The organism is Actinopolymorpha sp. B11F2, from assembly GCF_040195635.1.
In the GTDB taxonomy this organism is placed as follows: domain Bacteria; phylum Actinomycetota; class Actinomycetes; order Propionibacteriales; family Actinopolymorphaceae; genus Thermasporomyces.
Window position 1 is genome coordinate 150,601 of sequence record NZ_JBEFTX010000004.1, and the last position, 14,444, is coordinate 165,044.

At 69.7% G+C, this 14,444-nt stretch carries 12 protein-coding genes; 2 read left to right on the plus strand and 10 right to left on the minus strand.

What is annotated here, in order from left to right:
- Window positions 1–101: 101 nt before the first annotated feature.
- From cydC to ABN034_RS09580, 4 genes are read right to left on the minus strand one after another with little or no spacing between them, the layout of a single operon-like run.
- Window positions 102–1,778: a thiol reductant ABC exporter subunit CydC gene (gene cydC, locus ABN034_RS09565; protein WP_349690640.1), complete on the minus strand. Its 1,677-nt coding sequence runs from the start codon at window positions 1,776–1,778 to the stop codon at window positions 102–104.
- On the minus strand, window positions 1,775–3,454 hold the full coding sequence (gene cydD, locus ABN034_RS09570) for a thiol reductant ABC exporter subunit CydD (RefSeq protein WP_349690641.1): 1,680 nt from the start codon (window positions 3,452–3,454) through the stop codon (window positions 1,775–1,777). The genes cydC and cydD overlap by 4 nt, the downstream gene beginning before the upstream one ends.
- Complete coding sequence (cydB, locus tag ABN034_RS09575) at window positions 3,451–4,416, minus strand: cytochrome d ubiquinol oxidase subunit II (protein WP_349690642.1); 966 nt, start codon at window positions 4,414–4,416, stop codon at window positions 3,451–3,453. The genes cydD and cydB overlap by 4 nt, the downstream gene beginning before the upstream one ends.
- Window positions 4,407–5,822, minus strand: a complete 1,416-nt coding sequence (locus ABN034_RS09580; protein ID WP_349690643.1) for a cytochrome ubiquinol oxidase subunit I — start codon at window positions 5,820–5,822, stop codon at window positions 4,407–4,409. The genes cydB and ABN034_RS09580 overlap by 10 nt, the downstream gene beginning before the upstream one ends.
- A gap of 165 nt (window positions 5,823–5,987) precedes the next feature.
- Between ABN034_RS09580 and ABN034_RS09585 the strand changes: the two genes are divergently transcribed.
- Both ABN034_RS09585 and ABN034_RS09590 read left to right on the plus strand, forming a co-directional pair.
- Window positions 5,988–6,368 carry a BlaI/MecI/CopY family transcriptional regulator gene (locus ABN034_RS09585; RefSeq protein ID WP_349690644.1) on the plus strand — a complete coding sequence of 127 codons (381 nt, stop codon included), beginning with the start codon at window positions 5,988–5,990 and terminating at the stop codon, window positions 6,366–6,368.
- Window positions 6,365–7,294, plus strand: a complete 930-nt coding sequence (locus tag ABN034_RS09590) for a M56 family metallopeptidase (RefSeq protein WP_349690645.1) — start codon at window positions 6,365–6,367, stop codon at window positions 7,292–7,294. The genes ABN034_RS09585 and ABN034_RS09590 overlap by 4 nt, the downstream gene beginning before the upstream one ends.
- Window positions 7,295–7,379: 85 nt before the next feature.
- Here ABN034_RS09590 and ABN034_RS09595 read toward each other — a convergent pair whose 3' ends face one another.
- The 6 genes from ABN034_RS09595 to rnc form a co-directional block, all read right to left on the minus strand.
- Complete coding sequence (locus ABN034_RS09595; RefSeq protein ID WP_349690646.1) at window positions 7,380–7,559, minus strand: hypothetical protein; 180 nt, start codon at window positions 7,557–7,559, stop codon at window positions 7,380–7,382.
- A 17-nt stretch (window positions 7,560–7,576) separates the two neighbouring features.
- Window positions 7,577–8,230, minus strand: a complete 654-nt coding sequence (locus tag ABN034_RS09600; protein WP_349690647.1) for an IucA/IucC family C-terminal-domain containing protein — start codon at window positions 8,228–8,230, stop codon at window positions 7,577–7,579.
- Window positions 8,231–8,394: 164 nt separating this feature from the next.
- Window positions 8,395–11,964, minus strand: coding sequence for a chromosome segregation protein SMC (gene smc, locus ABN034_RS09605; protein ID WP_349690648.1), 3,570 nt, complete (start codon window positions 11,962–11,964; stop codon window positions 8,395–8,397).
- Window positions 11,965–12,210: 246 nt separating this feature from the next.
- Window positions 12,211–12,408 (minus strand): hypothetical protein, encoded by a 198-nt coding sequence (locus tag ABN034_RS09610; protein WP_349690649.1) that lies wholly within the window; start codon window positions 12,406–12,408, stop codon window positions 12,211–12,213.
- Window positions 12,409–12,758: 350 nt separating this feature from the next.
- Entirely contained in the window at window positions 12,759–13,625 is an 867-nt protein-coding gene (mutM, locus tag ABN034_RS09615; RefSeq protein WP_349690650.1) for a bifunctional DNA-formamidopyrimidine glycosylase/DNA-(apurinic or apyrimidinic site) lyase, read from the minus strand.
- 25 nt (window positions 13,626–13,650) lie between these two features.
- Window positions 13,651–14,436: a ribonuclease III gene (gene rnc, locus ABN034_RS09620; RefSeq protein WP_349690651.1), complete on the minus strand. Its 786-nt coding sequence runs from the start codon at window positions 14,434–14,436 to the stop codon at window positions 13,651–13,653.
- Window positions 14,437–14,444 lie beyond the last annotated feature (8 nt).

Here is a 14,444-nt window from a genome sequence, read left to right on the forward strand (position 1 = left end):
GTCCTGTTGTCCCTTCGTCGCACCCGCCCACCGGATGCTGAGGTGGGGGCGGGTTCCGATGGCGAAGCCATCGGGGGTAGGAGTGTCACTGTCCTTGGACCCTACCGATAGCCGGCAAACGTCAGGGTTTCGCGCAGGTTGCCATCGGCAGGAGAGGCCGGTATCGGTCGAAAGGTTTCGAGACGCTTCACCTCGTCGACACACTCCGGCGGGACCGGGCGGTGCGTGACGAGGACGACGGTGCGGTCGGGAGGTTGGGCGCTCAACAGGTCGACGGTCAGCTCGCTAGCCATCGCGGCGTCGAGGTGCTCGGTCGGCTCGTCCAGGATCAGGACCGGTGCCCGGCTGAGCAGCGTGCGGGCGAGGGCGAGGCGCTGGCGTTGTCCGCCGGACATACGTACGCCGTGCTCCCCGAGGCGGGTGGCGAGTCCGGCAGGAAGCGATTCCACGAAGGTGAGCAACCTCGCCTTGCCCAGGGCGTCGCGGACCTCGTCCTCGCTGGCGTCCGGGCGGGCGAGGCGGAGGTTCTCCGCGACCGTGGTGTCGAAGACGTACGCCTCCTGCGAACTCAGGCAGACGATCCGACGTACGTCGTCCCCCGACAGCTCACGCAGGTCGACGCCGTTGACCGTGATGCTGCCGCGGCCAGGTTCGACGAACCGCACCAGCGCCTGCGCGAGCGTGCTCTTGCCGCACCCGGTCGGACCCACGAGCGCGACCCTGTGTCCCGGTGGCAGGTCGAGGTTGACACCGGTGAAAACCCACGCCGCGGTTGGCGTCCAGCGCACGGCGAGGTCGGTGACGCGGAGGTGGTACGGAGGCTCCGGCAGGGCGCGGGGCACCGCTGGCTCGCGCACCACAGGTGCCGCCTGCCCGATCGCGCGGACGCGGGCGAGCGCGGGGGCGGAGCGTCCGGCGGCCGCGGCCGCGAGCGGCAGTCCTGTCCACACGTCGGCCAACGCGAGCGGGGTCAGGACGAGTACGGCCAGGAGGACCGGAGTCAGCTCACCCGAGTCGACAGCCCGGGCGCCGAGGCCGAGACCAGACCACGTGATCGCGCCCACGAGCAGCAGAACGAGCGCACCCCCGAGACCGGAGCTCCAGGCCGACCGTGCTTCCGCACGCCGCAGCGCACGGTCGGTCGCCCGAAGGTCCGCCAGTGCCAGTCCCGTCGCGCCGTAGGCGAGCAGGTCCGGAGCGGCGTCGAGCAGCTCGGTCGTCCTGGCCGCAAGCGAGCCCCGCCCAGGTGCGCGTGCGCGCTCGGCACGACGGCCGGTCCGTGACACGAGCCACGGAACGCCGATCAGGCAGAGCCCCAAAGCGACCGCCGCCACTCCGCCTGCGGACGGAAGGATGAGAGCGAGCAGCGTCACGGTGGCGGTACCGGCGAGTGCCGCGACGATGACGGGGAGAGCGACGCGCAGGACGAGATCCAGGACCGCATCGACATCGTTGACCAGACGCGCCATCAGGTCGCCGGAACGGAAGGCCGCAAGCCCGTGGGGGGCCAGGCGTTCCAACCGGGTGTACGTCCGATGCCGGACCTCACCCAGGAGCCGGTACGCGGCGTCGTGGGCGAGCAGTCGTTCGGCATAACGAAGGACGCCACGTCCGAGGGCGAACGCACGTACGCAGACAATGGCCACCATCAGCGCAAGGACAGGTGGCTGTTCGGCCGCTTTCGCGATCAGCCACGCAGACGTGGCCAGCAACGCGATCGCACACGCCGCCGCGGCGACACCGGCCACGGTCGCGAGGGCGAGCCGGAGGGCGATCACGACACCGTGTACATGGGATCGGGCGCCACCAGACCGGGTCGGGAGGTCGGGGCCTTGTGCAGAGGGACCTCCACGACCCGATCAGCCAGGGTGAGCAGGGCGGGCCGGTGGGTGACGAGCAGCGTCGTGTGCCCTGAGTCGCGCAGAGTGCGGGCGATGCGTTGCTCGGTGACGAGATCGATGCCTGCGGTGGGTTCGTCGAGCAGCAGCAGGCACGGGCAGCCCGCTGCCCGACGCGCCTGCGCCCGCAGGAAAGCTCGGGCAAGCGCGACTCTGCGTACCTGCCCTGCCGAGAGACCGTAACCTCGCTCCCCCACCGGTCGCTCGGGATCGAGCGCGGCGGCGCCCGCAGCGGACAAGGCCGTCCCGACCTGCGCGTCGGTCGCCTCCGGAGCGCCCAACCGGACGTTGGAGCCCACCGTTCCGGCTTGCAGGCAAGGACGTTGCGGCACCCAGGCGAGCCCGGCCCGCCAGTCGTCGATGTCGAGTTCGGCCAGGTCGACCGGTCCGAGGCGTACCTGTCCTGCGGTCGGAGCGACGAAGCCCAGCAGCACGCCAACAACCGTGGACTTCCCCGCACCGCTCGGTCCGCGTAGTGCGAGCAGTTCACCCGGACGCAGCGTGAACGACAGACCGGAGACGGCGGGTTCGGCTCGATCGGGATACCTGACCTCGAGGTCAGCGACCGTCAAGCTGGCCTTGCCCAGGTCTCCCATGGTGCTCAGCCTGCGCCCGCGCCCGTCGGATGCTCCCCGCGTCTCCAGCACCCGGAACACCTCGTCTGCCGCGGCGAGCCCGTCCGCACTCGCGTGGAAATGCGTCCCGACCTGACGGAGTGGGAGGTACGCCTCAGGTGCGAGCACGAGAACGAGGACCGCCGTGTGCAGGTCGAGGTGCCCGTCGACCAACCGGAGACCGACTCCGACCGCTACCAGAGCAAGCGACAACGTGGACAGGAGTTCGAGCACCAGCGAGGACAGGAAGGCGATCCGCAACGTGGCAAGGGATTCCGTGCGATGCCGCTCGGAGCTACGGCGGAGGAGCTGGGCCTGTTGCCGCGCCCGACCGAACGCCTTGAGGGTCGCGAGCCCCGCCACCGTGTCGGCGAAGTGGTGCGCGAGGACGGCGAGGGCGCGCCACCGGCGCCGGGTCCGGCTCTGCGTCGCGAGCCCCACGAGCGCCATGAACACCGGGATCAGCGGCAACGTCGCGCCGACGGTCACGGCGGCGATCGCATCGACACCGAACATGTACGCCACCAACGAAACCGGCACGATCACGGCCAGCACGAGTTGGGGAAGGTACCGGGCGAAGTAGCCGTCGAGCGCATCCAGGCCGGTGGTGGCCAGTGTGGTCAACGCTGCCTTGCGTTCTCCCGCGAGCCAGGACGGGCCAAGGGCAAGAGCATGAGCCAGCAGGCGTTGACGCAAGGTCGACTTGACAGCGGCCGAGGCACGTCCCGCGGCCACCTCCTGGAGCCACATCAACACTGCCCGGGCGACGACGACCGCGCCGAGAGGGACCAGGACAGGCGACCCGTCCGCGATCCCGTCGGCCAGCAAGCTCGCCTGCGCGATGACGAGACCGGCAGCTGCCGCACCGAGCGCCACGCAGAACCCCACGTACAGCCCCGTCGCTCTCGCCTGCCGCAACAGGCGCGGGTCCAACGGCCTCATCCTGCGACCCGTCGCCGGAACACCCAGTAGCTCCACCCCTGGTAACCCAGCACGAGCGGAACGAAGAAGAGCGCCACCCAACCAAGGACCGAGAGCGCGTAACCGGACGAGGCGGCACTCGTCACGGTGACGCCGGTACCGGAGTCAAGCGTCGACGGAATCAGCGCCGGGTACGCCGACACCAGCACCGCCGTGATCGTGCAGCCCACCGCGACCGTCGTCCCCGCGAACGCAAGGAGGTCGTGACGCACCAGCAGACCGATCATCAGGCAGCCGCCCGCCACGACTGCGAGCCAGGCACCCGCACCACCTGAGAGCGCCGTCCATGCCAGGAATCCCCCGCACACCGCGACCACGGGTGGGCCCATCCGCCGGCGCGCGATCTCGGCCCGGCGCCGCAGGTCCCCGGTCGTACGAAGGCGCAGGAAGGTCGCGCCATGAGCCAGACACAAGCCCAGCAAGGCGATGCCACCCAGCAGTGCGTACGGAGAAAGGAGCTCCCGCACGCCACCGGCGTACTCCCCGGACGCGTCGAGCGGCAGCCCGCGCGCCGCCCCTGCCAGCGCGACCCCCCAGGCCAGTGGTGGTACAAGAGAACCGAGGGCGACGCCGAGGTCGCAGCGGCGCCGCCACACCCGGTCGTCATGCTTGCCGCGATACTCCAGCGCGACTCCACGCACGATGAGCGCCACCAGGATCGCGACCAGCGGCACGTAGTAGATGCTGGTGAAGCCCGCGTACCACGCGGGAAATGCCGCGAACATCGTGCCGCCCGCCACGACGAGCCACACCTCGTTGCCGTCCCAGAACGGCCCGATCGTCGAGAGCAGGACACCGCGCCCCGCCTCGTCGCGACCCAGCACCCGCGCGAGCATGCCGACGCCGAAGTCGAAACCCTCCAGGACGAAGTAGCTCGTCCAGAAGAACGCGATCAGTCCGAACCACAGGGTCGTCAGCTCCATGCCGGCACCTCGTCCTCCTCCGCGCCGTCCCCGGCATACGACTCCTCCTTCGTGTGCGCGGAAGGAAGCCGGCTCGCCGCTCGGCGGAGCAGACCGACCTCGACCACGGCCAACGCGCCATAGACCACCGTGAAGACGGCGAGCGAGAACGCGACCTCACCGGTCGTCCTGCCGGGCGACACCCCGTCGGCCGTCTGGAACAATCCGAACGCAAGCCACGGTTGACGTCCGCCCTCGGTGAAGAGCCAACCGGCGCTGCTCGCGAGCAGCGGCAGGACCGGGACGACGAGTGCGGCAGGGCCGACCACCTTGTGGGCAAGGAGACTCGGCCGGCGCAGGAGCACCAGACCCACCAGCGCGAGGACGGCCGCGAGCACCCCCAGCCCGATCATCAGCCGGAAACTCCAGTAGGTCACCGGGACGTTCGGGATGTAGTTTCCGGGACCGAAGGTCGCCGCGTACCTCTCCTGCAGATCGTTGACCCCGTGCACCCGACCGCCGACGTCGCCCGTCGCGAGGAACGACAGCAGTTCGGGCAGGCGAACACTCCACAACTCCCGTCGGCCGTCGGCGGTGCCGATCGTCAGAAGAGAGAAGCCAGCGGGCTGTTCGGTCGCGAAGAGCCCTTCGGCCGCGGCCACCTTCATCGGCTGCAGACGCGTCAGGAGCTTCATCATCGAGTCGCCCGTCACCGCGAGCGCCGCGCCCGCGACCAGCGTCACGACGGCGCCCAGCTTCGCCGCCGTCCGGAACGCCACGAGCTCACCCGCCGGTCGCCGACGCCGCGCGAGGTGCCAGAAGCCCAATCCCGCCACGAAGGCGCCGCCGGTCAGGAAGCAGGCCGCGGCCGTGTGCAGACCCGCCTCCACCGCCATCGGGTTGGTGAGCAGCGCACCGAAGTCGGTGAGCTGAACCCGTCCCGTCGCGGGGTCGAGTCGGTAGCCGACCGGATGTTGCATCCAGGCGTTGACCATGAGGATGACGTACGCCGAGATCTGCGTACCGATCGCGACCAGCCAGATGCACCCGAGATGGACGAGCTTCGGCAGACGGTCCCACCCGAAGACCCACAGCCCCAGGAACGTCGACTCGAGAAAGAACGCCAGCAGTCCTTCGATCGCGAGTGGGACCCCGAAGACCTCACCCACGAACACCGAATAGGCACTCCAGTTCATGCCGAACTGGAACTCCTGCACGAGCCCGGTGACGATGCCCATCGCGAAGTTGATGACGAACAGCGTGCCGAAGAACCTCGTGAGGGCGAGGTACCGCTCGGCCTTGGTGATCACCCATGCGGTCTGCAGCCCGGCCACGATCGCGGACAGCCCGATCGAGAGGGGGACGAACCAGAAGTGATAGATCGTCGTGAGGCCGAACTGCCACCGCGCGAGGTCCACGACGTCCATGGCACAAATACTACGGCATGTAGTACGACGTTATGTCGTAAGCTTGGTCACACCCGGCGCGGCTGAGTCACCTTCGTGGTTGTCGGATCACCTTCCTTGTCCGCGTGGCCGATCCCACATTCCCATGGCCGAGCTCCTACGACACGGCGTCGTAGGATGGGTGCCATGGCACGGCTGGGCAACCTCGAACGCGACGTCATGGAACTCGTCTGGTCCGCCCCCGACCCCGTGACCGTCCGCGAAGTGCACGAGACCCTCGCCCGTGACCGCGACATCGCGTACACCACGGTCATGACGGTGCTCGACCGGCTCGCCAAGAAGTCCGTCGTACGCAGGGTCCGCGACGGGCGGGCCTACCGCTACGAGGCCGCCGCGGGCAAGGACCAGCTGATCGCCGGCCTCATGCGCGAAGCGCTCGACGACGCCGGCAACCGCGCCAACCGGGCCGCCGCCCTCGTGCGCTTCGTCGACCAGGCATCTCCGGAGGAGGCCGCCGCCCTGCGCGACGCCCTCGCCAGCCTCGAGCGGCGCGACGACGCGCCATGACTGTCGCCTCGCCGACGACACCGGTGATCCTCGGCATCCTCGCCCTCCTGCTCGCCGGTCCGGCGCCGTTGCTCCTGGCCCGCGCCAGCTGGCCCTCCCGGGTGCCGCGCGCGGCGATCGTCCTGTGGCAGGCACTCGCACTCGCGGCGGTCCTCGCCGCGCTCGGCGCGGGACTCAGCCTCGGCCTCGACATCGTGTTCCAGCCGTTCCCCGGGCCGGCCGAGATCGCGGCCCATACCCTGGTGACGACCCTCACCTGCGTCGTGGTCGCACGCCTGGCCTGGACGTCCGCGCGGGTCGCCATTCGTACCCGTGCCCGACGCCGGCGCCACCGCGACCTGCTCGACCTCGTAGCCGCCGCGCCGGCAGAGCCTGACCGCCCTCGTGGGCTTGGCGTACCCGGCATGCGGATCCTCGCCGAGGAGACGCCGTTCGCCTACTGCGTGCCAGGCGTTCGCCACTCCCGCGTCGTCATGTCCTCAGGTGCCCTCGACCGCCTCAGCCGCGCCGAAGTCGCCGCCGTCCTGGCCCACGAACGCGCCCACCTGCGGGCCCGCCACGACCTGGTCCTGGAGGCGTTCACCGCTCTCCGCGAGGCGTTCCCCCGCTTCTTCCGCGGCCGTACGACACTGCGGCAGAACCAGCTCCTCGTCGAGATGCTCGCCGACGACGCGGCTCGGGACCGGGTGGGCGCCCAGCCGGTGGCTCGGGCACTCGTCGCCCTCTCCGCCACCGCCGCACCGGCCGGTGGCCTCGCCGCCAGCGGCACCGGGACGCTCCAACGGGTACGCCGAATGGCCGAGCCCCACGCGGATCACCGGATGCTCGCGATGTTCTGCTATCTCGCAGCCGCGGCCGTCGTCGCCGTACCGACCGTGACCGTCGCCGTGCCATGGCTACTCCGGGTCGCGGCCCTGCTCGACTGAACGCTGCGCCGCGGCATCCGCCGAACTCCTCGACCGCCGAACGTCGCTAGGGGGTGTCTGATCCATCGTGATCCATCAGCCACCCCTAGGCGGCCTTGTCCAGACCCTCGTCGTCCTGTTGCTGCTTCTGCTTTGGTCGTACCTGCTTGGCCAGCCGGACCAGCTCCTTGCGCAGGTCAACGCCGCCGATGATGGTCGCGACCAACGCCAGGACGACCAGGGCAACAGCCACGATCAGTAACAAGCCACCTACCACTGCAGTCACACATGGACGATCCCCGGCTAGGTGTCGGCGCCAAACCCCACAGCACGCCGGCCGGGCCGATCGAGCCGCTGGATCGGGCAGTAGTCGCACACGCTCGGCGTCCCGCACCGGAAGGCCAGGCAGCAGGTCCGACGTCCGATCTCACCGCTGGCGTCGACATCGACCAGGCCGGCAACCTCGGGACCGACCGCTGCGAGGAACGCCGGGACCTCACGCGCCGGGTCTGTCGTGCGTTCGGCCAAGGGATAGGCGAGGGCGTGCGCGACCGAACCCCACAGCAACCGCTGACCCGCACGGGTCATGGCGTTCAGCCGTTCGACGAACGGTCTGAGGTGGCCGGCGATGAGGTGGGTGGCCAGACGGGCGGCGAGATCATCATCGGGCGCCGCCTCGGTCGGCGTCGTCTCCACGGCGATGTACGGAGGATCCATGGCCAGCTGCAGCTGGACCGCAGCCAGGCGCAGATCGGCTCGCGGGTCCTCCAGCGCGACCTGCACGACAAACCAGCTGTACTGCTTCCAGAAGAGCGCGGCGGCCACCGCGGGAGTGCAGGACCAGGCGTACTGGATCTCCCGCAGGTGCGCAGCGAGCTCCTGACGGCCAGGATCGACCAGCTCGCTTGCCCTCAGGGAGGTCACCCGCGGCCGCGTGAGCACCGGCTGTCCGCTCACGTCACTCGCCTCCCGGTGATGGCCATGAGCGTGGGCTGGGATCCCGCGTCGATGGGTGCATACCCGCCGCTCGACACCGGCACAGCTTAGGGAAGGCTAACCAAGGTAGGCAAACCGGGGGCCGCGACCGGCCGCCATCCGTCGTACGGCGGACAACCCAGACGTCAGGCGGACTCGGCCTCGCGGATTCGCTGACTGATCACGACCGAGACACCGTCGCCGCGCATCGACATGCCGTAGAGCGCGTCGGCGACCTCCATCGTCCGCTTCTGGTGGGTGACGACCAGGAGCTGACTGGTCTCGCGGAGCTCTTCGTACAGCTCGAGCAACCGCCCGAGGTTGGTGTCGTCGAGCGCGGCCTCGACCTCGTCGAGGAGGTAGAACGGGCTCGGCCGGGCCTTGAACAGCGCGACCAGGAACGTCACCGCCACGAGCGACCGCTCCCCGCCGGAGAGCAGGGACAGGCGCTTGACCTTCTTGCCCGGCGGGCGGGCCTCGACCTCGACGCCGGTCGTGAGCATGTTGTCCGGGTCGGTGAGCACGAGGCGACCCTCGCCCCCGGGGAACAGCCGGCCGAAGATCTCCGCGAACTGCTTCTCGGTGTCGTGGTAGGCCGACGTGAAGACCTGCTCCACCCGATCGTCGACCTCGCGGACGATCTCGAGCAGGTCCTTCCGGGTCGCCTTGAGATCCTCGAGCTGCTCGGTGAGGAACTTGTGGCGTTCCTCCATCGCGGCGAACTCCTCGAGCGCGAGCGGGTTGACCTTGCCCAGGATGCGCAGTTCGCGTTCGGCCCGCTTGAGCCGCTTCTCCTGCTCGGCCCGGTCGTACGGCTTCGGCTCCTCCTCCAGTTGCTCCTGCTCCTCCCCCGGCACGGGAATCGAGGGGGGCACAGGGACCTCGGGGCCGTACTCCGCCATCAGCGTCGCAGGCTCGATACCCAGCTCTTCGACGGCGCGCTGTTCCAGCTGCTCGATCCGCAGCCGCTGCTCCGCGCGGGCCATCTCGTCCTTGTGGACGGAGTCGGTGAGCGTGTCGAGCTCGGCGTTGAGGGCGCGCACCCGCTGCCGGGCCGCCTGGACCTCCGCCTCTCGGGCGGCGCGCGCCTGCTCGGCCTCCTGGCATTCACGGCCGGCGGCGGCGAGAGACACGTCAAGGCGGGCGAGTACCTGCTCCACAGCGGCCAGGACCGCGGCCGCCACCTGGGCCTCGCGGGCCCGGCGCTCGCGGCGCGCCCTGGCGCGCTCACGCGCGGCCCGCTCCTCGCGGGCGGCGCGTTCGAGCGAGTCGGCCCGCCCGGAGAGTGCCCGGCCGCGTTCTTCTGCCGTACGAAGGGCGAGGCGTGCCTCCATCTCCCGCTGCCGGCACTCGCGGCAGACCTCGGCGAGCCGGTCGCGCTCGTCGGTGGAGGGCTCCTCGTCGCTCGCGTCCTCGGCGTTGGTGAGACGTTCCTCGAGCTCACCCAGGCCGGCCTGGTCGCGCGCCATCGCCGCACGCGCCTCGTCGATCGTGGTGCCCAGGCGGTCGGCCTCCGCCCGGGCGGACCGGGCGGTCGAGCCGAGCTCACCCAGCCGCTCGCTGACCGCGGCCAGCTCGGCGTCGGACTCGTGAAGTCGGGCCAGCGTCTCCTCGACCCGCTTGCTGGCGACCGCGCGCTCCTGCTCGACTTCCGTGCGTTCCGCCCCCAGCCGCTCGGCCCGGTCACGAGCCTGCCGCAACCGCTCCTCGGCGTCGTCAACCGCGGCCTGGACCTCGAGCAGGCTGGGCTGGGCCGCGGACCCTCCATGACCTACGTGGACGCCGAGCAGGTCACCCTCGCGTGTCACCGCGACGACCTCGGGCCGGTCCTCCACGAGCGAGCGGGCCGCCGCCAGGTCGTCGACGACCGCGACCTTCGCCAGCAGGCGGACCAGAGCGGGCAGGATCTCCGCGGGGGCAGAGACGACGTCCACGGCGTACCGGGCGCCGACCGGCAGCGCCGGCCAAGCGTGGGGGTCGTCCTGGGCGACGGGGTTGGTGCCACCGAGGACAAGCCCGGACCGGCCGAGATCCTCCGAACGCAGATGCAGCAGGGCACCCACCGCGGCGTCGACCGACTCGACCGCGACGGCGTCGGCGGCCCGACCGAGCGCTCCGGCCACCGCCGCCTCGTAGCCCGGCTCGACCGAGAGCAGGGCCGCGACGGAGCCGAGCAGGCCTGAAACCCGGTCTGTCGCCGCCAGCAGCTCCGCGGCTCCGTCCTTGCGGGACAGGCCGAGCTCGAGAGCCTCCTTGCGCGCCGCCTGTGCGGCCCGCTCCCGCTCGGCCTCCTGCTCGGCCTGCCGGAGCGCGTCGAGGCGCTCCTTGAGCGCGTCGAGGACGCCACGGGCCTCCTCATGCTGGGCGTCCAGACCACTCTCGCCCGCGTCGAGGCTCATCACCTGCGACTCCAGGGCAGTGAACTCTCCCCCGGCGGTCTCGGCACGTGCCTCGGCCTCGACCCTGGCGGCGGTCAGGCGGGCGATCTCGTTCTCGCGGGTCTCCAGCCGGCTGCGTGCGGTGTCGACCTGGCCGGCGAGCCTGGCGAGTCCTTCCCGGCGGTCGGCGGCGGCCCGCAGCAGGGCCGCGATCCGGCGTTCTTCCTCGGCGTGGGCCCGCTCCTGCGCCTGGCGGTAGCCGATCGCCTCGTCGAGCGCGACCTGGTGGCCCTCGACCTCGGCCGCGATCTGCTGCTCCTCCTCACGGACACGAGCGGCGTCGGCCTCGAGCTGGTCGGGATCGCGGCCGCTGCGCTCCTCCTCGTGGGCCTCGGCCAGGTGCCGGCTGCGTTCGTTCGCCAGGCTGGCGGTGCCGCCGAGCCGCTCCTTCAGGCTGGACAGGCGGTACCACGTCTCCTGTGCCCGTGCCACCCGTGGCGCGTCCTCGCGCAGAGCCTCCTCGAGCTCGGCCTCCTCGCGCTGCAACCCGGTCAGCTCGGCCTCGACGGCCGCCCTGCGCTCGCGGAGGGCGTTTTCGTCCGCCACTTCCTGGGCGAGCGTGGTGGAGAGCTGGACGAGATCGTCGGCAAGGAGCCGGGCGCGGGCATCACGGGCGTCGGCCTGGATGACCGCCGCCTTGCGCGCCGCCTCGGCCTGCTTGCCGAGCGGACGTAGCGCCCGGCGGATCTCGGTGAGCAGGTCCTGCAGCCGGGTGAGGTTGCCCTCGGTCGCATCGAGCTTGCGGAGGGCCTTCTCCTTGCGCTTGCGGTGCTTGAGGACGCCGGCGGCCTCCTCGATGAACCCGCGCCTGTCTTCAGGAGTCGCGTGCAGGATCGTGTCGAGCTGGCCCTGTCCGACGATGACGTGCATCTCCCGGCCGATGCCGGAGTCCGACAGCAGCTCCTGGATGTCGAGCAGTCGGCAGGTCTGACCGTTGATGGAGTACTCCGACCCGCCGTTGCGGAACATGATCCGGCTGATCGTGACCTCGGAGTAGTCGATCGGCAGAGCGCCATCGGTGTTGTCGATCGTGAGGACGACCTCGGCACGCCCGAGCGGCGCCCGCCCCGATGTGCCGGCGAAGATGACATCTTCCATCTTGCCGCCACGCAGGCTCTTCGCGCCCTGCTCGCCCATCACCCAGGCGATGGCGTCGACGACGTTGCTCTTGCCGGACCCGTTGGGTCCGACCACGCAGGTGATGCCTGGCTCGAAGTGCAGGGTCGTCGAGGACGCGAACGACTTGAACCCGCGGAGCGTCAGGCTCTTGAGGTACAACGGGGCGACTCTCCTTGGTTGCGCGCGGACCACGAAGCCGAGGGCGGCCGTCCCGACGATACTCGCGCCGAGCCCGCTGGCCGAAACCGACGCGCACCCGCGCAGCAACGGCGTCGGACAGGCCACGCCTTCGTGACGGCCGCGACAAGTGCAGCGGGTCCGGACATACCAAACGGGACGCCTCCAGGAGGCGTCCCGTCAGTCGTTGGTAGTCGAGGCAGGTCTGCGGATCGAACTCCGGCTCCCTCAGGTCAGCACAGGCTCGTGCTGCGCTTCGATGGTGAGCAGCTGTCCTTCGTGGACAGCCGCGTTCAGGGAGTCGTTCTCGGCCTGGAGACGCATCACGTGCGCCTCCAACTCCGATACTCGTTGCTGCAGACGTCGCACCTCGGAGACCAGACGGGGGTCAGGGCCACCGACGTGGCCGAGGAGCGCTTTCGCCATATGGGGTCCTCCACGCTGAGAGACCGAAAGGATGGGCCAGAAATCGGCACAGCACTCAAGTTTGGCAGGGAGTGCTGGCGGCTTCTCTAGCGTCTCATCAGACGGCCATGCCGTCAAGGTGACGGGGTGGCCACGCAAAGTAGCTCCATGGTCGCGCTACCCACCCAATCGCTTACTCCCAGGTCCGCATCGGCATTCCTCTGATGAATCGTGACGTCATCCTCATCGCGCCACACCATCAACACAGCCCGTCATCGTCACGGTTCACCACAGCGACGCACCGCACGTCGTCAAGCACGGCTTGCCTGCCTTCGCACGAAACGTTCGGGAGTCCACACCCACCTGCCCACTCACCACCGTCCGCGCCGTGGCCGCGGCTGGCAGCGCCGACAGGTAAAGGACGAACGGTTCATGAACGCCTCGCGTCGAACCGGTGTGCCACACCGTCCACACGGCTCACCCTCACGACCATAGACCGCGAGCGAGCGTTCAAAATAACCGCTTTCGCCATTGACGTTGACATACAAGCGGTCAAAGGAGGTTCCGCCGGCCTCCAGTGCGGAACACATCACCTCGCGGACCGCCGTGAGCAGGCGCGAGATCTCGGCCTGCCGCAGATGTTCGGTCGCCCGCGCGTAGTGAAGACGAGCCCGCCACAACGCCTCATCGGCGTAGATGTTGCCTACGCCCGAGATCAATTTCTGGTCGAGCAAGGCACGCTTGACGCCGGTACGACGCTTTCTGACCGCCGTCGAGAATGACTTGTCGTCGAATTCCGGATCGATCGGATCTCGGGCGATGTGAATGATTTCTTCGGGCAGTTCCGCGCCCCCGACACTGAGCGACATACCGCCGAACATCCGCTGATCGACAAAACGAAGTTCAATGGGTTCTTGGCCGGCAAGATCGTCGAAGCGAAACCGTATCCGGAGATGCGGTTCATCTCCGGCATCAAGAGGTTGGAGAACGAATTGCCCACTCATTCCCAGGTGGGCCAGAACGGCGTCACCGGAATCGAGTGGGAGCCAGAGGTACTTCCCCCGACGACGGACCGCGACGACACGCCGTCCCACCAGCCGGTCACCGAAGTCGCGCGGCCCCGCCAGATGCCGGCGCAACGGCCGGGGATGGCGAACCTCCACCGAAGCGATCCGGCGGCCGACGACGAAGCGTTCCAGCCCTCGCCGTACCACCTCGACCTCAGGCAGCTCAGGCATGACCGGATCCGGGTGGGTGGGCGGGCTACGCCGCGCCGGACGGCGTGGACGTCGACCTGGCGCCGGATCCGGACGTACGCGAGTTCTTGGTGCCACCGGGGTCTTCGTCGGAGACGTCCGCGCTCTCGCCGATCAGGGTACGGATTGCCGTCCACGCGACCTCAGCGGCCTGCTGCTCGGCCTCCTTCTTGCTCCGACCCGAGCCGACGCCATAGTCGGTCCCGCCGACCACCACGTGCGCGGTGAAGAGCTTCTCGTGATCGGGACCCTCCTCGTCGACGACGTACTCCGGTACGCCGAGCGAAGCTCGCGCCGTCAACTCCTGCAGGCTGGTCTTCCAGTCCAGACCGGCACCCATCCGCGCCGAGGCCTCGAGCAACGGGTCGAAGAGACGGTGGACGAACTCGCCAGCCAGTGGGAACCCGCCCGCGAGATAGACCGCGCCGATCACGGCCTCGACCGCATCGCCAAGGATGGACGACTTGTCCCGGCCGCCCGTCGTCTCCTCGCCACGCCCCAGCCGGAGGTACTTCCCCAGCTCGAGCCCGCGGGCGACGCCCGCCAGTGCACGCATGTTGACGACCGCTGCCCGCAGCTTCGCGAGCTGGCCCTCGGACAGATCAGGGTGGGTACGAAAGAGCGCGTCGGTGATGACAAGGCCGAGCACGGAGTCGCCCAGGAACTCCAACCGCTCGTTGGTGGGCAGGCCGCCGTTCTCGTAGGCGTACGAACGGTGCGTCAGCGCCCGCTCCAACAGGGCGCTGTCGAGCGTGAGCCCGAACCTTTCGTTGAGCTCGTCGTACGTCGTCAACCCCCCGG

Bases quoted from the DNA above. Each gene is read 5' to 3' on its own strand.
- ABN034_RS09590 (WP_349690645.1), top strand. From the start codon at position 6,365: ATGACTGTCGCCTCGCCGACGACACCGGTGATCCTCGGCATCCTCGCC.
- mutM (WP_349690650.1), bottom strand. From the start codon at position 13,625: ATGCCTGAGCTGCCTGAGGTCGAGGTGGTACGGCGAGGGCTGGAACGC.
- ABN034_RS09610 (WP_349690649.1), bottom strand. From the start codon at position 12,408: ATGGCGAAAGCGCTCCTCGGCCACGTCGGTGGCCCTGACCCCCGTCTG.
- cydD (WP_349690641.1), bottom strand. From the start codon at position 3,454: ATGAGGCCGTTGGACCCGCGCCTGTTGCGGCAGGCGAGAGCGACGGGG.
- ABN034_RS09585 (WP_349690644.1), top strand. From the start codon at position 5,988: ATGGCACGGCTGGGCAACCTCGAACGCGACGTCATGGAACTCGTCTGG.
- ABN034_RS09580 (WP_349690643.1), bottom strand. From the start codon at position 5,822: ATGGACGTCGTGGACCTCGCGCGGTGGCAGTTCGGCCTCACGACGATC.
- cydB (WP_349690642.1), bottom strand. From the start codon at position 4,416: ATGGAGCTGACGACCCTGTGGTTCGGACTGATCGCGTTCTTCTGGACG.